The sequence below is a fragment of the Streptomyces iakyrus genome (assembly GCF_000717055.1).
In the GTDB taxonomy this organism is placed as follows: domain Bacteria; phylum Actinomycetota; class Actinomycetes; order Streptomycetales; family Streptomycetaceae; genus Streptomyces; species Streptomyces iakyrus.
In genome coordinates this window covers 144,305-162,105 of sequence record NZ_JNXI01000006.1, presented here as the reverse complement: position 1 = coordinate 162,105, position 17,801 = coordinate 144,305, and the positions used below count along the sequence as shown (strand labels likewise).

The window sequence follows — 17,801 nt, the reverse complement described above, 5'->3', positions numbered from 1 at the left end:
GGTGCAGGTGGGGTGGGATGAGTGGCCCGGCGATTCGGCAGCCGGGCTGTAGGCCGGTTCAGTAGAAGGCCAATCAGCCTTGCCAGGGCATTGAGGCGTCAGCGGTTACGGCGTGACGCGTCGTGGGCACGAGGGCTGGCGATGTGCGGGGCAGGCGTCTCGCAACCGCGCACTTGTCAGGCGGGGCCTCGGGCCGAGCTCACGCCTTGAAGGCGTGGGGAAGAGCCGAAACGGTCGGTCGGAGGACGCTGGAGTGGGGGCGGAACTCTGCGACAGCCGGCTCTTCGGTACGGGGGGAAGGCGCAGGCAACTTCGTGTACTCCCTTGGTTGGGTTGGGGCGCGTCTAGCCACGTGGGACAGAGGGGTCGGTCCCGTTGGACACCTCAAACCATCCGGAGAATCCCCGGTTTCGGTAACCGGGCATCGGGTGCTATAAGCCCCCGGCGGACTCAGCTCACGAGCCGGCAGGGCAGGGGGCCGGACGCGCAGGAGTCGGCTGCCTCTCGCCTCACGAGCCGATCACTGGAGCAGGGTGAGGAGAGGGACATCCAGGGCTTGGGCGAGAGCGACTAGGTCGTCGACGTCGCACCGGCGTTGGGCGCGTTCGATGCGGGACAGCATCGTGTTGGACATCGGGCGGCCGAGGGCGGTGACATGGGCGGCGAGTTCGCGTTGAGCGAGGCCGCGTTCGGTGCGGAGGATTTCGATGGTGCGGGCGGCCCGTATTCCGTACGGACCGATTTCCAGGGGTCGTGCTGCCATGGCTCCATTTGTAGCTCGCATTCGCCGGTTTGGTGAACCGGCGATCGTCGTCTATGTTGCGCTCGCTCGGTTGGCCGGGTAAGCGACCGCGGAAGGTCCGGATGTATCGAAATCCGGTACATCTACTGCCACTCTGCGAGTGCTCTGACGTGGGGTGTTGTGTTGTAGCTTCCCTGTCGGCGGGGCGTCAACGGCTTCTCTATGTGATGCTTCTGGCTCGGCCACCAAGGCAACTATTTCGTCAACCGCCGATCGTGCCCTGCAGTTTTGCAACCTCCCCTTCCCGACTCCTTTCTCTGCGCCTTTCTGCCGTGAGAGATTGCGCGGGACAGGGCTGGACTTGCGCCGCATGGGTGTGGCTATGTTGACGACACCCCCGGAAAGCGCGCGAGTGGCCATCGACGTGCCGCGCGCGGCAGAACCAGCCAACTCCCCCACCCCTGAGGCCCGTACCGCCCATCGACGGTGAGCAATGGGTGCCCGCCCATCTACAACCGAGTGAGGAACCACCCCCTCTTGGCACGAATCCGCACCATCAAGCCCGAAGCCTTCGTCTCCGAGTCCCTGGCCGCCGTCTCCCTGACCGCCGAGCGCACCTTCCTCGGCCTGCTCACCCAGGCCGACGACCAGGGCCGCCACCGCGACCACGCCGCGATCATCGCGGGACAACTGTGGGTGCTTCGCCCGGAACACGGGCCCTCGGACGTCGAGACGGACCTCGCCCAGCTCGCCGACGCCGGGCTGCTCTGCCGCTACAAGGGGCCGGACGACAAGCGGTACATGCACATCGTCACCTGGAGCCGGCACCAGAAGATCAACCGGCCGAGCAAGAGCCGCCTCCCGGCCTGCCCGCACCACGACGTTCCCGCCGGAGCCACCCCGAGCGCCGCTCAGGGTGTCGGCTTCGCGGAGCCCTCACTGCCACCTCACGGAGCCCTACATGAGGGCTCACGGGAGATGCGCGAGCCCGCAGTGAATCCGGACACCGATGACGAAGTCGCAGGTCAGGGTAGATTCCGTGAGTCCTCAGTGAGGACTCACGGAGGACTCACGGAGCCGTCGGTGAAGCCTCACTGCCCGGATCTAGGACCTAGGATCATGGATCTAGGAGATACCCCTTCGGGGGGCGCGAGCGCCCTCGCACCCGACACCGTCTCGGCCAAGCAGCTCCTTGGCGAGTACGTCGCCGCGTGCAACCACCGCCCGCCGGACGCCTTCCTGAACCAGCTCGGCGGACAGGTGCGCAAACTGCTCGACGAGGGCATCTCCCCCACCCATCTCCGGGCCGCCCTCGAACGCCATCGCGTCAAGGGCCTGTCCCCGAGCGTTCTGCCCAGCCTCGTCCACGAGGTCATGAACGCCGCCTCCCCCGCCACGCCCGCCTCCCACAGGGCGTGGACGAACCCCACCGACGTCGTCGCCGCCTACGGAGATGAGCTCTGACCGCCACCCTCAGCCGAGAGCCCCGCCAACTCGGTCCCCTCGCCGACTGGCTCAACGGCATCCTGGCCAGCCGCGGCATCGACCCCACCGCCGCTGCCGCCCAGGAACCACCTGCCGAGCGCGTCACCGCCCTGGAACTGGCCGACGCACGCATCCCCGCCCGCTACCGCGGCGCCCTGGCCGACCACCCCCAGATCACCACCTGGGCCGACCAGATCGCCCGCGCCGGACGCCCCGGCCCGAGCGGACCCGGCATCGCCGAGGGACCGTCGCTGCTGATCGCCGGCCCCACCGGCACCGGCAAAACCCACCAGGCATACGGCGCCGTCCGCGCCCTCCTCACCCGAGGCGTGCGCCTGCGCTGGGAGGCCACCACCTCCGCCGACCTCCACGCGCGGCTCCGCCCCCGCGCCGGCCACGACGGCGAACGGGAACTGCAGACGCTGGCCCGCTGCCCGCTGCTGCTCCTGGACGACCTCGGCGCGGCCAAGATCAGCGAATGGACCGAGGAGCTCACCTACCGGCTCATCAACCACCGGTACGAGCACATGCTCCCCACCCTCATCACCACCAACCTCCCCACCGCCGAGCTACGCACCGCACTCGGCGACCGCGTCGCCTCCCGCCTCGCCGAGATGACCGAACGCGTCATCCTCACCGGCCCCGACCGACGCCGTGCCGCGCCCGCCGCCTGACGGCCGCCGCGCGTCTCCCTTCCCTGCCTTCACCTCACCCGCCCGCGCACAGGCATGCCCTCGATCGCGCGAGCCCTTGGAGAGCCCCTGCATGACATCCGGCAGCACCCTGGCCACAAGCGCCGCAACGTCCCAGGCAGCGTCCCTGGCGCACTGGATCCCCTCACCCACAGCAGCCGTAGTCCCACTCGCTGCCCTCGCCTTGACCGCTGGATGGCTGTGGCAGCGCGCCCGCAAGCACGGCAGCGGGCAGCGACGTGGCACCGCCGCCATCCCGGTCGCCGCCGTCGCCGCGATCGGCTGCACCGCATACAGCGCGGACACCAGCTGGCGGTTCGCCGCCGACTACCTCGACATGGGCGGCACCGTCGAGCGCGCCGCGATGTTCGCAGCCGCCGAACTCGCCCTGTTCGCCACCGCGCTGATGGCCCGGCAGAACCTCAACGGCCCGAAGCAGGCACCCGGGGCGCCCGGCACCCTCACCTGGGTGATCACCGGCGTGCAGATCGTGCCCGCTTACGCCGAGTCCGGGCTGATCGGCGGAACCGTGCGCGCCTTCGTCGGCCCGGTGCTGGCGGCCGTGCTGTGGCACCTGGCCATGGGCATCGAACTGCGCAACCGCAGCCCGCACGCCGACTCCCGCAGCCTGACCGCCGTCCTCACCCGACAGGCACGCGAACGGCTGCTGGCCCGCATGGGGATCGCAGACCGGGACGCGGACTCCGCCCGGATCATCCGCGAGCGCGCCCTCGACCGGGCGGTCACCCTGATCCTCCGGGCAGAGACCATGGAGCCCGAGAGACGCAGCAAGCCGCGAGGCCGACGCCTCACCCGCCGCCTGCACAAGGCCCTGGAGCAGGCGGACGTCGACCGCGACGAACGCCAGGACGAGCTGCTGCTGCGCAAGCTCGCCACCCGCCAACAGGCCCTCGCCCTGGTCACCGTCCCGTTGCCCGCCCGCTGGCCCGATATTGCCGCGCGCACGACGGGCGGCACCGCGACCGCCCGCCCGCGGGCCACCGCAGCGAAGCGGGCAGAGACTCCGGGCCGCCCGCCCGCCAAGGTCGCTGGCGATGACACCGCCGACCGGGCAGCCCGCCCTCAGCCCGAGAACCGCCCGCGGCAGCCCGCCCGCACGACCTCCAGCCCGGAATCGAAACCGGGCGGGGAGCCGCAGGGCGACGATCCGGGCAAGACCTCGCGGGCGGAGCCGAATGGCCAGGGCCGCAAACCGCGCGCCACACGCGAGCTCTTCATCGACTACGCAGATCACCTCTACGACGAGCACGGACGTCTCTCCCGTGACCTGCTGGAGGAGACCGTGCGCGCGAACGGCTACAGCGTCGGCAGCGACATCGCCGGAGAAGTCGTCCGCACCGTCAAGGCCAGGGAACAGGCCGCGCGCGCCGACCACCCTCACTGAGACCGCCCCCGCCCCCAACCTCATGGAAGACCGATCAATGCACGACTCGCACCACGAACTGCCGGTCGCTCCAACAGAGATGACCACCCCCACCTCGGCGGGAGCAAGGTATCCCGCTGGACCGTCCAGGGACGGCCGCAGCGGGGACGCCTCCGCCCCGGGGGTGGCGGAGGCACTCGGGCACCAGGGGGTGCCCGAGCAGGAACAGCCCGTCGACACCGCCGCCGTCGCGCTGCCGCGTGCCGCCGAAGCCGCCGCGCTGCACCGCGTCGCCCGACGGCGCAAGCCCGATCCGAACGGCCAACGCAAGGAGCGAGTCGACGCCCGCTACAGCGTCGAGGAGAAGGCCGACATCCAGCGCATGGCCCGCTCGCTGAACATCGCCGGCGCCCACTACGTTGGAGCCGTCGTCATGGCCCACGTCCACGGCGACCTCGCCCTGCCCGGCCAGCGCACCGAGCTCGACGACTACATCGACGAGCTCACCGCCCTGCGCAGCGAGGTCGCCAGGATCGGCCGCAACCTCAACCAGATCACCAAGAAGCTCAACTCCGGCGGCCCCCCGCACCCTGGGGACACCGCTGTCCTGGCCCAGACCGAGCGCACCCTGGACGCGGTTGGCACGGCCGTCCGCCACATCGCGGCCGCCGCGAACCAGGCCGTCGCCAAGCGGGCGGCCCGGTGATCGCGAAGATCAGCGGTGGCAAGGAGACCGCGGGCCTGATCCGGTATCTGTTCGACACGAACAAGGCCAAGGACCACACCGACCCGCATCTGGTCGCCTCCTGGGACGGCTTCGCCCCCGACCCCGGCCGCGCTGAGGACCCTAACGCGGCCAGGAGGCTCCTCGTGGCCGACCTCGACCTGCACGTCAAGCAGGCCCGGCGGCTCGGCCGTGCCCCGGAGCGGCACACGTGGCACTGCTCGATCCGGGCCGCCGAGAGCGACCGCCACCTCAGCGACGAGGAGTGGGCCGCCATCGCCCGCCGGGTCGTCGAGGCCACCGGCATCGCGCCCGCCGGTGATCCGGACGGCTGCCGCTGGGTCGCCGTCCGCCACGCCCCCGACCACATCCACATCGCCGCCACCAAGGTCCGCGCAGATCTGCACGCCGCACGCCACTGGAACGACTACCTCACCGCCGACCGCGAACTCGCCGCCATCGAGAAGGAATACGGCCTCTTCCGCGTCGCCCGCGGCGACCGCACCGCCGCCAAGCGGACCACCCGCGCCGAGCAGGAGAAGGCCCGCCGTACCGGCCAGCGATTGCCCGCTCGCGAGCGCCTGCGTGCCACCGTGCGCACCGCTGTGGCCGCTGCTTCCACTATGGAGGAGTTCGTCCACCTGCTCAGCCACATCGACGGCGTACTCGTCGAGATCGTGCACTTCCCCTCCGGCGACGTCCGCGGCTACAAGGTCGCTGCCGAAGACACCACCACCGCCGACAACAGGCCCGTCTGGTACTCCGGCTCCGAACTCGCCCCCGACCTGTCCTTCCCCAAGATCCGAGAACGCCTGGAGAACACCGAACCGCAGGCAGGCGCCCAGCCGGGTCGGCGCAGGCCGAACACGTGGCACCAGGCCACTGCTTCCGCAGAACGCATCCCGCGCCACCTCGACCGGACCGACGACGAAGCCTCCCAGGCCCACCTCGCCGCCTTCGGTGAAGCCCTCGACGCCCTTCCTCTCCTCGCGCCCCAGGCTCTTCGGCCTCAGCTCCGAGAGGCGGCAACGGCGTTCGAGCGCGCCACACGCTCCCGCATCCAGGCCGAACACCAGCACGCCCGCGCCCTGCGTGGTGCCGTGCGGGCGATGCTCCGCGATCCGGTACCCAGGGACGGCGCCGCCCTGGCGATGTTCCTCGACGCCGCGATCCTCGTCGTCATCGCCGCCGCTCGCTGGCACCAGCTCCGCCACCACGACCAGCAGGTTGCCGCCGCCCAGCAGACCCTGCTGCACCTCCAGGCGGCCTACGACCAGGCAGCCGCCGCACCACTGGCCGCCCTCGCTCAGCGCCGACCGCCTCAGCAGGCGGCGGACAGGCACATCCTCCACCTGCACCAAGTCGTGCCCGATCACGTCGAGCAGATCACCGAAGATCCCGCCTTCGGTGCCCTGACCACTGCCCTCGCCGAAGCCGAGGCAGCAGGCCACAACCCGGAGCAGCTTCTCCAGCAGGCTGTCGACCAGCGGACCCTGGAGGACGCCCGATCCCCCGCAAGGACCCTGGCGTGGCGAATCGAACGCCTCAGCGCAAGGCCGGCGCCCACTGCACGAGCCCTGGCAGCGCAGGCCCGGAGCGCAACACAACGGTCCGCTGCGCCATTGCCGACGACGGCAACGGCTGCCCCGGTTGTTCCGCAAGCACCGCGAGGACGGCGGCGGTAAAACGACGTCAGAGCCGCAGGGGCTGCGTCTTTCCGGGATCTGAGGGACGTGCGAGGCTTTCCCGGATCACGCGGTCGCTGGTGCGCAGAGCCGCCGTCAGTTCTCCTCGCAGCTCGTTCGGAAGGGTCCCTGAGCCGAGGGCGCAGGCGCGCACCAGCACGCGACAGTCCTGCATTTGCCGGTCCGTGGCGATCTCGGTGAACAGAGGGTGAGCCAGGGTCTCGCGGGCCGCATAGCCGTCTTCGGTGTCCGTCGTCCTGCGATGGAGGCCCTCGACGATGCGATGCGCGGCGAGCGCATCGGCGGAACCGAATGCGTCGAGGACCGTAAGTCCGAGCCGGGTGTCGAAGACGGTCATCCCGGGTTCGGCCTTCCGTCCGAGGTAGGCCGTCACCAGATCCGCCAGGTGGCCGTCGGTCGGCTGCCCGGCGTCGCGGCGGCATAGAACGGTCAGACATGCCGTGACGGCTTGTTCCCACGGGTCGCCGGGCATCGTGTCGGCAAGGAGGGCAGCGGCCTGCGCGGTGTCACCCGCAACGAGGGCGGCGAGTACGGCGACCTGTCGGCCGTCGAGCATTCGCTTTCCGATGCCGTGGTGGGCTCCGATGTGCGCCAGCGCCTCGGGCCATCGCCCCTCGGCGGTGAGGGTGCGCGTGCCGTCCGCGAGGAGGACGCGCCACAGCCACGCGCGAACCTCCTGGCGGTCTTCGCCGGTCGCAGTGAGGTTCGCAGGTACGTTGACGCCTTCGAACCGGGCGGCTGTGCCCGTCTCGATGGCCTTGTACAGGTTGAGGAGTCGCTGACGGCCCTCGTCGGGGTGGCCGGCGCGGATCTGGAGGCGAGCGAGGTTGACGACCGGTTCCAGTCCGCGGATTGCGCTCATGCCGGGCAGGGGGTAGGCGTACAGGTAGGCGGCGGCGTGCTGGTGGCACATCTCGCGGGCGAGCTCGGGGAGGTCGAGGTCGGAGGCGATGAGCGCGGCCTGGTTGTAGACGGCCGAGGCGAGCCCCTGGTCGGTCCTTTTCACCGCGTTGTCGGCCAGGTCGACGAGTGCGCGTACGCGTTCAGGCAGGGGCAGGCAGGCGGGGCGGAAGCGGGCGACGAGCGGGAAACGCTGGGCTATGGGGCCGTATGGGTCCATGGATCCCCCAGGTCGAGAGCGAGGACTGATGAGGCGCCGGTGTCCGCCAGCTGTACGCCGACGGGCACCGTCCGCTACGCGTGGGGCGTCATCGCCAGTCGACGACGATGCGGTTCAGCGGTGTGTCGAGGGCAAAGAGACCGGGGCGCTGCTCGATGGCGGGGGTGTCGAGGGGCTGGATCTCGAACGTGGCCTCACGACCTCGGTACTCCCTGTCCCAGGTACGGATGGTGTCGGCGACCTTCGCGGCCAGCTCGTCGCTGCCGGGGCCGTGGCCGATGACGCCGAACTCCCAGAGCCTGTCGCCCTCGGGGGTCTTCTGATTGGACACGCGCCGGGCGAGGTAGGTAACGGCACCCGTGTCAACGACCGCAGTTGACGAGGGGTAGGGGTCCTCGGTGAGCAGCGTGCCCTTGGCGCTCTGGGGGAACAGCATCCGGATCAGACCAGAGGGGAGGGAGCAGGTGACGAACAGTTCCATCCACTCCGGCGACTCCATGGCGCGGACCGTCATGCCGGTCCACTCCTCGGTGCGCGGCTGGGCGAGTACACCTGCGAGGGCATCGGCGTCGATGCTGAGCCCGGCGGGGGCCTGGAGTCGTACGGTGCCGTCCGTGCTGAGCGGGATGACTCGGCGGTCGTCATCGGCGATGCCCCGCCGAAGGGGCATGAAGGTGTTCATCTCGCTGCCGAGGGAGACCCACCGGCCGTCGCGCTGCTCGTAGGCGATGGAGCGGGAGACGGTGCCCTTGAGGCGCTGGGGGACGAGGAGCCGACCGCCGGGCGCTAGTTGCTGCAGCCAGGCGTGCGGCACGCCGTGCGCGCCCACAGTGGCGATGATCCGGTCGTACGGCGCTGCTTCGGCGTAGCCGAGTGCTCCGTCGCGGGTCACGGCCTCGACGTTGGTGATCCCGGCGGCGGCGAGGTGCGCACGGGCGCCTTCCACGAGGTCGTCGTCGACGTCGAGGGTGGTCACGTGTCCGCTCTCGCCAACCAGGTGGGCGAGCAGACCGGCGTTGTAGCCGGTGCCTGCGCCGAGTTCGAGGATGCGCTCGCCGGGCTGGGCTTCGAGCTGGTCCAGCATGAGGGCGACGACGCCTGGCTGGGAGGCGCAGGAGATGGATGTGCCGTCGGTGTCGTACTTGATGTGCACCGGTGCGTTGGCGTAGGCGTCTTCGAGTGACGCGTCGGGCACGAACACGTGGCGGGGAACGGTCCGCAACGCGGTCTCGACGGCGGGCGTGCGGGCGGGTCCGTCCGCCCGAAGCTGGTCGACCAGGGCGTTGCGGAGGCGCTCGGCGTCCGCCCTCGGGGTGGTGATCGCGTCGGTGTTCACCGCGCTGACGCTATCGATGTCGACCGTTGCCTCGGTGGGCGACTCGGTGTGGTCACTCGTTCCCATGACTACCTCTCGTGCGATGTGGGACAGGGCGCTCTGGTCGTACCGGAGGAGACCGGCGCGGTTGGCGTGGAAGATCACGTGGTGGGCGATGACGGCTCGCAGGCCGCGGGTGAGGGCGCCGCGGCCTGCGAGGTCGGCGAGCGTGGCGCCGGCCCGTTCGAAGGCGGTCACCCATTCCTCGTGCGCGTGGAGTGGGCCACCAGGGCGGCAGAGGCTGTGGGCGTCTGCGGTCATGAGCTTGCGCATGGCCGGAGCCAGTTCGGCGGCTCGTTCGGACGGTTGTGGAGCGGTGGCTGGTCGAAGGGTCGCGACCTTCGCCCATACGTCGCCCTGTTCGAACCAGTCGAGTCCGGCACCGCGCATCATGACGCTCGCCAGCAGGACGGCGGATTCCCGGCGTCCCAGGTGCATCGGGCTCGGCTGGTAGGTGAGCAGGTGGCGGGAGTCGCTGTGGAACAGTTCGTGGGCTGTGTCCATGGCCTCCGGGCCGCCGAAGGTGTCGGTCTCGGGCTCGTAGACGCAGGGCAGGCACGACACGGCCACGCCGTCGCCGATGAGATCGCTCAGGAGCGACTCGATGGCTGCTGAGGGCTTGTCCGCGAGGTAACGCAGCGGCCAGGGCTGTTTGTTCATGAACCACCAGCCGGTCAGCTGGCCGTCGGCCTCGGCCTCGATCAGGGCGGGGCCAAGGCGTTCGGCGATGGTGCGTCGGGCAATCTCGCGGTCGGCGAAGGCGATGTTGTGCTGCTGCCAGCGGTCGGGAGGCATTGAGGTCCTTCGGTCGGTGGATCAAGCGATGAGGAGGCATGCGTCCCAGGCGGACCGGGGTGGTGCGGCGGTGCTGGACGCGAGGAGGGCCAGGGCTATGCCGGCGGCGCCGTCGAGGAAGCCGAGGCCGCATTCCTCGTCCTGGATGAGCGCCGTGGCCGTGAGTTCGGGGTCGGTGCCCGGTGGCATGACCGCAGCCAGGAGGGCCGGGATCGCGGCGCGGAGTTTCTCCGCGGTCGAGCGGTGGGCGTCGTCGGCCGTACGCGTGGCGACGTGGGCGAGGCCGGCGAACCCGTGGCAGAGGCCGTTGTCCGTCGTGGCCTTCAGCTGCTCGGGGGCGGTAAGGGCGGCCACGAGTGCTTTCTCCGCGGCAATCTGGCGGCGGGTGTCGCCGAGGGCAAGCGCGGCAAGTTGCTCGGCGCGGGCGAGGCCGGCGGTGCCGTAGCACCAGGATGGCCGCCGGGGTGCGGACGGGGCGAGATGCCAGCTTCGCAGCTCGCCCTGAGTGACCCAGTACGGCCAGACCGGTCCGCCGTCGACCTCCTCCTTCCAGCGGTCCAGCCATGCCAGGATGGTGTGCAGTGCTGCGTGGTGCCCATCGGTGACGGAGCCGTCCCAAGCGCCAAGGGCTAGGAGTGCGAGGACGCCGCCGATGCCGTGCGCCATACCGGTGTTGGCGTGCCCGCCGGGGAATCGGTCGTCCGGGCTGCCCGAGGGCCCGGTCTCCGCCCACCAGCCCGGAAGGGTCTCGCCGTGGTGGGTGATCGGTTCGGTGAGGCGCACGCAGTAGTCGAGAACGGCGCGCGTCGTGGAGCTGCCGGGGCTTCGGCGCAGTAGGTAGGCGCCGTATCCGGTGAGACCCCGGATGGCGTCGAACTCGGCGAGCTGCGGCAGGCGTCTGGCGTCGATGCGGCGGTGGGCCGCGTCGAGACGGCGTCCGACGTCGACCGTGATCTGGGCGTCCATCGCGTCGAGGGCGCGGTGGTAGGAGCCGGGAAGGTGGTCGGCGGCACAGGACAGGGCGTGGGCGAAGGCAGGTACTCCGTAGAACGGGTGGCTGTCCGGGCCGCTGGTGAGCGGCTGCCGGGAGGCGGCGGTGAGCCAGTCGTGGGCGCGGTGCCACGGGCCGAGGCCGTTCGCGGCCAACTCAATGTGCAGGAGCGCGATGCCGGGCGGCCCGTAGGCAAGATGCTGCCGATCCAAGGACAGCGTCCTAGAGCCGCATGGCATGGTCTCGGGGTCGGCGAGCTGGGCGGCGATGGTGTCGACCAGACCGAGCGCAGGGTGGGCGTTCACGAGGTTCTCCCCCGAGTGCGAGCCGTCCAGGCCAGGGCGGCGGCGCGCGCCAGGTAGAGGCACACCTCTTCCTCCAGGAAGTTCACGGCGACGTGGCGCACGAAGTGGACGTGCAACAGGGAGGTCAGAACGTCGTCGAGGGCGATGCCCTGGGTGTCCGGGCCGGGAAGGTGCGGCCGGTACGCGGCAAGCGCCGTATCCCGGTCAGTCCATCCGGACACGATGGCGTCTCCGCCCGGGACCCTGCACAAGGCCGACCAGTCGTCGCTCGGGTCGGCGAGCCGTACGGCCTCGGTGAACTGCGGGCGCGGAACGGGCACGGGTGCGATCGGCGAGACATGGTCGATCAGCCACTGCATCCCAGCCTCGGTGGTGCCCAGGAAAGCGGAGGCGATGGCGACCGTGTGGGCCACCACCAGCGTGCGCTGGCCCGGACGCCGTGGCTGCGCGAGTTGGGCCAGGACGGCGCGCGAGTCCGCCCGGAACACCTCCTCGGCCGCCTCCCATGCGGTGCCGGAGCCCCAGCGGCCCATCTCCCGGTAGGAGGTGGGATAGCGCAGGTCGGCCAGCAGGCCGATGCTTCGTAGCTCGTCGGCCCAGGCGCTCACCGTTCGGGCCGTGTCGGCGAAGGCTTCCAGGGCGGGGAGGGCGATGCGTACGCGGAGGTGTTGGTCCGGGTCGCGGAAGCGGATGAACCACCATGGCGGGTTGCCGAGTTGTTCGAGTAGGCCGGGCAAGTACCGGGAGAGTAAGACGTCTTGGCGGCGGGGGTCACCGTACAGGGCGGCCAGAAGAACCGGGGAAGCGGCAGGTGTCTGCATCTGGGTCACCGACAGGGCACGAGCCCGGGTGGGGGCTGGCAGTGGCGGCCATGCCGACGGCCTGGTTGCTTTGAGGGGTACCACGACCTCGTGGGCTCGCCCACCGCACCAGCCGTACGCCTCCGGTTCCGGGGCCTCGACGAGCACGGCCAGGCGCGAATGGTCGAGGTGCCTGCGCAGGAGCGCACGGTGGCCGGCCTCGTCGAGGTCGAGGAAGAGGCGTCGGTCGTCCTCAACGAGATGGACGCGGTGCGGCAGCCTCCGCCGGGCACGCCAGTCGCTGAGCGCGGTGTCCCACTCGGCCCGAGGGCGGGCACGGCCGGGCAGTTCGGACGCTTCCAGCCGCCAGCGCGCCGGGGCCAGTACGGTCCGGCCGTACCGCAGACGTGGAAGGAACGGCATCGCAGCTGCGGCGCCCCAGTCGAAGACGGTGACCTGCGCGCACTGGGCGCGGGACAGTTCGGTGAGGAACCGCACCAGCGGCGGGGTGTGGGTGCGCAGGTTCAGCGCGTGCATCCCGACGGTCTCAACACGGTGGCCTCGCTCGGGGACAGCGAGGTACATGCGGCGGCCGTCGCACCCCACAGCCAAGTCCTCCGGGGACAGGACGGTGTCCTGCGGGGCGCGGTGCTCCTGAAGACTGATCACGGTGGGGAGAACCTGTGGGGAGCGGGTGACGTGGGCGCTCTCCGGGAGCAGGGGCGGGAAAGACAGCTGCGCGGGCACGGTGTTCCCGTCTGCGGCCGGGAGGTCGGCAAGCTCTGCGACCAGTGCCTCCCGGTCCGCGAGGGCCAGCACGCTGAGGAACCGGCCCGTGGAGACGCCGGCGCCTCGGGACACGCTCATGACCTCCAGCCGGAACCGCCCGCGCTGCAACTCCTCCAGGCTGGCCGCGTGTACCCGCACCCCGATCTCCAAGTGCGGCGGCAGCCGAGGCTCGTCGGGGCCCACTTCCAGGGCCTTGATCTGGTCGTCCGTGAGGATCACTTCGTCACGGCCGTCGAGTGCGGCGGCCTGGGCCAGCCGTACGAGGACGTCATCCCGAGCGGAGACGCGGGGCCTGCGTGGGCTGGCCGGAGCGCCTGGGTAGCCGTCGGGATAGCCGGTGCCGCTGTCCGCGACGACCTCCGCGAGCGGCACCATCGTGCCGATGCCGTACCGCTCGTAGAACCGCTGGTGGTACTCGTTCCAGGCGGCGGTCCCGTACGGGCGGCTGCTCAAGCGGGTCAGGATAAGAGCGGCGCGCTCGATCTCTCGGGCGACCGCTTGCGGCAGAACGATCTGTGCGTCCAGGCGGAGGTCGAGCGCGACGGAGTGGCGACGCAGGCCGGGGACGAGGTCTCGCATCCGCGCCGCGACGCTGTTCCGGCCGCCATGCGTGGCACATTCCTTCAGGCCCGCCCGGACCGCGTGGAGTTCGCGTACGGTCTCCGCGACCGGGGCGAGGCTTCCAGCGTCGACTGCGTCGAGTTGGCCCACCAGATACCTGAGGGCATCGGTCTCGGTGCTCGGAGCGTGCAGGCCCGTGATCAGCACCCGCTGCTGGACCAACTCCGCCAGCAGTTGACGTGCCTTCTCGGGACCGGCCTCGGGGAACTCCGCCTGGAGCTTGTCCACCAGGGTTCCGAACCGGATCGGCAGCCGGGCCGCGGCAAGGACCGCGTGCACCGGTCCGGTCAAGGCCAGAGACGCCTCGACCGCACGTGTCCGGTCGTCGTGGACGTCGGGCTGAAACGGCACGACGAGCCGGTCTCCCCGGTACGTCACGGTGTTGTTGACGACGACGGGTAGCCGTTCGAGCAGGTCCGGACACAACTCCAACCGCTCGACGACGGCAGCTAGCCACTCCGCCCCCGCGCGACCGACGGCCACGTGTTCCTCGCCCCAGTCGGCCCGTGCCTGCGGGCCGAACTCCGCGGTGGCCACGCCGGCGAACAGGCCGAAGGGCGTCGACCGGTGCTGGGCCCGCAGCAGGTAGCGGGCCACGGACAGCGCTGTGCGCTGCACGTCACGGAGGGCGGGGCGTTCGGCCGTACACAGGGCCCGTACCTGCGTGGCCAGGGCCGGGCTGGAGTGGTGGAGTGCCTCGGCGACGTCGCTGTCCGCCCATACCGTGCGTAGCCACGCTAAACGGGCAGACGAACCGCTGGGTGAGCGGTCATCGAGGTCAGGGCACGGAGGGAACGGCAACGAGGGCCGGGCCACGGCGCGCACCAGAGCGGTGGAACCGGTGCGGAACGCTGCAGTCGGAGCAATCACCAAGTACCTCCGTAGGTGAGGGGGCCGGCGGCTGGTGCCGCCGCGCGGAGACGCGGCGGCACCAGACCGGGGTGACCTCGGGACCGGGTCAGGCGACGTTGGTGGTGCAGGCGCCACAGGTGGACCCGCAGTTGTCGTCGGTCAGGTTCACAAGGCCCGCCGGGTCGGCGATCTCGACGAGGGAGACGTCCAGGTCGAAGCCGTCCGATGCCCCAGGGATCTGCGGGCGTACTTCGGTGCGGCTGGGAACTACGGTGCTGCGAGTCATGCTTCAACTCCTCGTAATCGTTGTGGTGTTACTGGGCTGGAGCGCCCACCAGGTGCCGCCGCGGGAGCGTTGCCAGAGGGCTGCTCACCGGACGGCCCCTGGCTGCCCGGCAGGAGGGGACGTACTCCGCGTAGAAGTCCTCGCGGGGTGCCTGCCTCACGCCGGGAAGTCATGTGCCGGGATTCTGATCAAGCAGATGCCGGTCGCCGCTCCATGAAGTAGGCGAGCGCCTGGGCCTTGAGACGATCGAGACAGGACTCGCACGCGTAGAAGGGAGCGTGCTGCCCGTCCCACTGCACCGGACCGAGCCAGATCACCAGGACGCCGGTACGCCCGCAGCCGAGCCAGCAATCACCGGTGATCCACGGCCACTCCATGGAAGAACTTCCCCTTTCTCAGCTGGTCGGGATAGTCGATCTGGTGGCCTGGCAGTTGGGAGCGCAGGCCCAGAGCAGGAACGGCAGGCCCCGGTGGCGTAGATCGCTCAGCCGTCGACCGCTCGCTCCCAGCGGCCGGGCGCAGAGGGCGCAGTCCATGGCCATCTGCTGGCGGGGCCGGAGTCGGGTGAGGTCCGGAAGGGGCGAGGGTGCCGTGGCCTGGACGCTCACTTGCCGCCCTCGGTACGGAGTTCCGCCCAGACCTCTTTGCCCCAAGGGCATCTGCCCGAGCCGCGCAGGTCGTAGCCCCACCGGTCGGCGACAGCATCGACGAGGAGCAGCCCGCGCCCCGACTCGTCGTCGTCAGCCGCCTGGCTGAGTATGGGAAGACGCGACGGTTCCCGGTCCACGACCCCGACACGCACTCGTGTCGCGCTCGGCCGCCCGACCGTGAGGCGGATCTCGGGACACGGCGTGTGCCTGGAGGCGTTCGCGATCAGCTCCGTGACGATCAGCGCGGCACGGTCGGCGAGACCGTCGAGGTGCCACACACCAAGGACGTCTCGGACGAGTTCGCGGCCGAGCTCGGCCGTGGATGGCTCACACGGGAAGGTCTGGCTGTACGTGGGATGGCCGACGGAGAGGGCCTCAACTGGTGTTCTCAGACTCGTCATTGGGGTGGAGCCTTCGTGTCGTCTCGGCGCCCGGCCCGCCCCCGCGGGGGAACCTCGGAGGCGGGCCGGGCCGTCAACAGCCGCCCGCACGGTGGGGCCGCGGCGGGCGACCAGTACCCAGACAACTCCCTTTCCCAGCAGGTTGGTTAGGACGTTCAGGCATGCAGCCGACGGACCCACCTAGGACGTTTTGACCTCTCCTTTACCTGGCGGGTGGGGATCGCGCGGACTACCGTGCCCGCATGGACACCACCCGCAACACCGTTCTTGAGGCGTGGATGACCGAACACGGCTACAGCTCCAACAACCTCGCCGAGGCCGTGAACAGGGCCATTGAACGGTTGGTCGGGCGCCCTGGAGGACTCGACGGCTCATCGGTCCGGGCATGGAAATCGGGCCGGGTCACGTGGCCAAAGTCAGTTGCCCGCAAAGCACTTGAGGACGTCACCGGATTACCTGCCGTCGCTTTAGGGTTCGTGCCACGGAGCCGGCCTTCGTCCACCCCGGCCCCACCACAGCAGGAGGACCCCGACATGAAGCGCCGCACCCTCGTCGGCAGCATCGCGGCGGTAGCCGCAGCAGCAGCCGCACCCGGTACAGCATCGCCGCGCCGGATCGGCATGAGCGACGTCAACCGCCTCAACAAGCGCTTCGCCGAGATCATCGCCAGCGACCACCGCCACGGCGGACAGCTCGGCATCGAACAGCGGGCCGCAGCCCTCGCCGACGAGGCGCTCAACCTCCAGAACGCAGGCAGCGCCACCCAGCGCGTACGAAGCAACCTCTACGCCTCAGCGGCTGCCTTCCGCTCCTCGGCGATGTGGGCCGCCATCGACGGCCGGCGCTACGACGTCGCCAAGGCACACATGCGCGAGGCCCAGGCCCTCGCCGAGATGTCCGGCGATCAGGCGATCAAGTTCCGCATCTGGAGCCACGCGGGCACCATGTACCGCCACATGGGCCGCCCTGCCGACGCGTTCGCCGCCAACGACGTCGCCCGCAACCTGCACCTCACCCGCCGTGACCCCCTGTTCGCCTCCCTCGGCCTGGCCCGCCAAGGAGCCATCCACGGCGCAGCCCAGGACCGCACGGGCACCCGCCGTGCCTTCGAACAGGCCCAGGACGCCATGCTGCGCGCCGACCCCACCGACTACCGCCCGGTGTGGATGCTCGCCTTCTACGACCAGGCCGAACTGGACTCCCTGGCCCTCTCCGCGCACTTGGCGCTCGGCGACTACTCGACCGCCGAGTACCACGCCCACCGCTGCCTGTCCGCCCTCCGGCCCCACATGATCCGCTCCCGGGCCATCACCACCACCCGGCTCGCCCACGCCCAGCTCGCCCAGGGCGCCCCCGAAGCCGCCACGGCCACCGCGATGAAGGTCCCCGCCGAGGCTGCCACCCAGCACGCCCGGGTCACGCGCATGCTGCAGGAGTTCGGGGCCGCACTGCGCGCCACCGCGCCGGCCAGCTCCACCGTGCAGACCTGGACCGAGCACACCGCCACCTGGAGGATGGCCGCATGACCACGGCGCCCGCCATCGAACTGCGCACCTTCACCACCCTCGACACAGCCCGCGGCGACCTCCTCGACGTGTACGCCGACGTGCGCGCCCCGCTCCTCCACCTGCCGAATTACGCGGTCACCGCGTTCGGCGAACGCCTGGACCGGCACGGCACCGAGCCGGGGTTCACGGCCGTCCTCGCGTACGCGGACGGGCACCCGGTCGGCTACGCCTACGGCAACACCATCGAGCACGGCGACCGCTACTGGCAGCGCACCAGCCCGACGCCGGCGGAGATGTACACCGAGCGTCCGGCCGTGGCCCTGAAGGAGATCGGCGTCCGACCGACCTGGCGGAAGACCGGTACTGCCCGGCGTATCCATGACGCCCTCCTCGCCACACGCGACGAGCCGTACGTCACGCTCATGGTCAACCCGGCCGCTGGCGACGGAAAGGTCCACGCGCTCTACAAGTTGTGGGGGTACCAGGACATCGGACAGAGCCAGCCGTCACCGGCCTCACCGGTCCTCACTGTAATGATCCGAGCCAGCGGCTGACCGACGCTCACAAGACCCGGT

At 70.5% G+C, this 17,801-nt stretch carries 15 protein-coding genes; 7 read left to right on the top strand and 8 right to left on the bottom strand.

From position 1 onward, the window contains the following. Positions 1-520: 520 nt before the first annotated feature. Positions 521-763: a helix-turn-helix domain-containing protein gene (locus OO68_RS12600; protein ID WP_033308385.1), complete on the bottom strand. Its 243-nt coding sequence runs from the start codon at positions 761-763 to the stop codon at positions 521-523. Between the two features lie 516 nt (positions 764-1,279). On the opposite strand from OO68_RS12600, the gene OO68_RS12595 reads away from it, so the two are divergent. From OO68_RS12595 to OO68_RS12575, 5 genes are all read left to right on the top strand, one after another. Continuing rightward, entirely contained in the window at positions 1,280-2,206 is a 927-nt protein-coding gene (locus OO68_RS12595) for a hypothetical protein (protein WP_033308384.1), read from the top strand. After that, positions 2,203-2,901: an ATP-binding protein gene (locus tag OO68_RS43935; protein WP_078625266.1), complete on the top strand. Its 699-nt coding sequence runs from the start codon at positions 2,203-2,205 to the stop codon at positions 2,899-2,901. The genes OO68_RS12595 and OO68_RS43935 overlap by 4 nt, the downstream gene beginning before the upstream one ends. 91 nt (positions 2,902-2,992) lie before the next feature. Then, a complete protein-coding gene (locus OO68_RS12585; protein WP_209442572.1) occupies positions 2,993-4,324 on the top strand; it encodes a hypothetical protein in 1,332 nt (443 codons plus the stop codon). 37 nt (positions 4,325-4,361) lie between these two features. Beyond that, complete coding sequence (locus OO68_RS12580) at positions 4,362-5,009, top strand: MobC family plasmid mobilization relaxosome protein (protein ID WP_078625265.1); 648 nt, start codon at positions 4,362-4,364, stop codon at positions 5,007-5,009. Beyond that, entirely contained in the window at positions 5,006-6,712 is a 1,707-nt protein-coding gene (locus OO68_RS12575) for a relaxase/mobilization nuclease domain-containing protein (RefSeq protein WP_033308381.1), read from the top strand. Before OO68_RS12580 ends, OO68_RS12575 begins: the two co-directional genes overlap by 4 nt. A gap of 7 nt (positions 6,713-6,719) precedes the next feature. Here OO68_RS12575 and OO68_RS12570 read toward each other — a convergent pair whose 3' ends face one another. From OO68_RS12570 to OO68_RS12540, 7 genes are all read right to left on the bottom strand, one after another. Further along, on the bottom strand, positions 6,720-7,853 hold the full coding sequence (locus tag OO68_RS12570) for a hypothetical protein (RefSeq protein ID WP_078625264.1): 1,134 nt from the start codon (positions 7,851-7,853) through the stop codon (positions 6,720-6,722). Positions 7,854-7,941: 88 nt separating this feature from the next. Further along, entirely contained in the window at positions 7,942-10,023 is a 2,082-nt protein-coding gene (gene fxlM, locus OO68_RS12565; protein WP_033308380.1) for a methyltransferase, FxLD system, read from the bottom strand. Positions 10,024-10,044: 21 nt separating this feature from the next. After that, positions 10,045-11,319: a lanthionine synthetase C family protein gene (locus OO68_RS12560; protein ID WP_033308379.1), complete on the bottom strand. Its 1,275-nt coding sequence runs from the start codon at positions 11,317-11,319 to the stop codon at positions 10,045-10,047. After that, entirely contained in the window at positions 11,316-14,330 is a 3,015-nt protein-coding gene (locus tag OO68_RS12555) for a lantibiotic dehydratase (protein WP_051814609.1), read from the bottom strand. Before OO68_RS12555 ends, OO68_RS12560 begins: the two co-directional genes overlap by 4 nt. A gap of 157 nt (positions 14,331-14,487) precedes the next feature. Next, positions 14,488-14,667, bottom strand: a complete 180-nt coding sequence (locus OO68_RS12550) for an FxLD family lanthipeptide (RefSeq protein ID WP_016825826.1) — start codon at positions 14,665-14,667, stop codon at positions 14,488-14,490. 188 nt (positions 14,668-14,855) lie between these two features. Continuing rightward, positions 14,856-15,044, bottom strand: coding sequence for a hypothetical protein (locus OO68_RS12545; RefSeq protein WP_033308377.1), 189 nt, complete (start codon positions 15,042-15,044; stop codon positions 14,856-14,858). Positions 15,045-15,271: 227 nt separating this feature from the next. Next, positions 15,272-15,718, bottom strand: coding sequence for an ATP-binding protein (locus OO68_RS12540; RefSeq protein WP_033308376.1), 447 nt, complete (start codon positions 15,716-15,718; stop codon positions 15,272-15,274). Positions 15,719-15,960: 242 nt separating this feature from the next. Between OO68_RS12540 and OO68_RS12535 the strand changes: the two genes are divergently transcribed. Then, positions 15,961-17,244: an NsdA family TPR-like regulatory protein gene (locus tag OO68_RS12535; RefSeq protein WP_078625263.1), complete on the top strand. Its 1,284-nt coding sequence runs from the start codon at positions 15,961-15,963 to the stop codon at positions 17,242-17,244. Then, a complete protein-coding gene (locus tag OO68_RS12530; protein ID WP_033308375.1) occupies positions 17,241-17,780 on the top strand; it encodes a GNAT family N-acetyltransferase in 540 nt (179 codons plus the stop codon). The genes OO68_RS12535 and OO68_RS12530 overlap by 4 nt, the downstream gene beginning before the upstream one ends. Positions 17,781-17,801 lie beyond the last annotated feature (21 nt).

Bases quoted from the DNA above. Each gene is read 5' to 3' on its own strand.
- OO68_RS12530 (WP_033308375.1), top strand. From the start codon at position 17,241: ATGACCACGGCGCCCGCCATCGAACTGCGCACCTTCACCACCCTCGAC.
- OO68_RS12585 (WP_209442572.1), top strand. From the start codon at position 2,993: ATGACATCCGGCAGCACCCTGGCCACAAGCGCCGCAACGTCCCAGGCA.
- OO68_RS12550 (WP_016825826.1), bottom strand. From the start codon at position 14,667: ATGACTCGCAGCACCGTAGTTCCCAGCCGCACCGAAGTACGCCCGCAG.
- fxlM (WP_033308380.1), bottom strand. From the start codon at position 10,023: ATGCCTCCCGACCGCTGGCAGCAGCACAACATCGCCTTCGCCGACCGC.
- OO68_RS12545 (WP_033308377.1), bottom strand. From the start codon at position 15,044: ATGGAGTGGCCGTGGATCACCGGTGATTGCTGGCTCGGCTGCGGGCGT.
- OO68_RS12600 (WP_033308385.1), bottom strand. From the start codon at position 763: ATGGCAGCACGACCCCTGGAAATCGGTCCGTACGGAATACGGGCCGCC.
- OO68_RS12570 (WP_078625264.1), bottom strand. From the start codon at position 7,853: ATGGACCCATACGGCCCCATAGCCCAGCGTTTCCCGCTCGTCGCCCGC.
- OO68_RS12580 (WP_078625265.1), top strand. From the start codon at position 4,362: ATGCACGACTCGCACCACGAACTGCCGGTCGCTCCAACAGAGATGACC.
- OO68_RS12540 (WP_033308376.1), bottom strand. From the start codon at position 15,718: ATGACGAGTCTGAGAACACCAGTTGAGGCCCTCTCCGTCGGCCATCCC.
- OO68_RS12535 (WP_078625263.1), top strand. From the start codon at position 15,961: ATGGACACCACCCGCAACACCGTTCTTGAGGCGTGGATGACCGAACAC.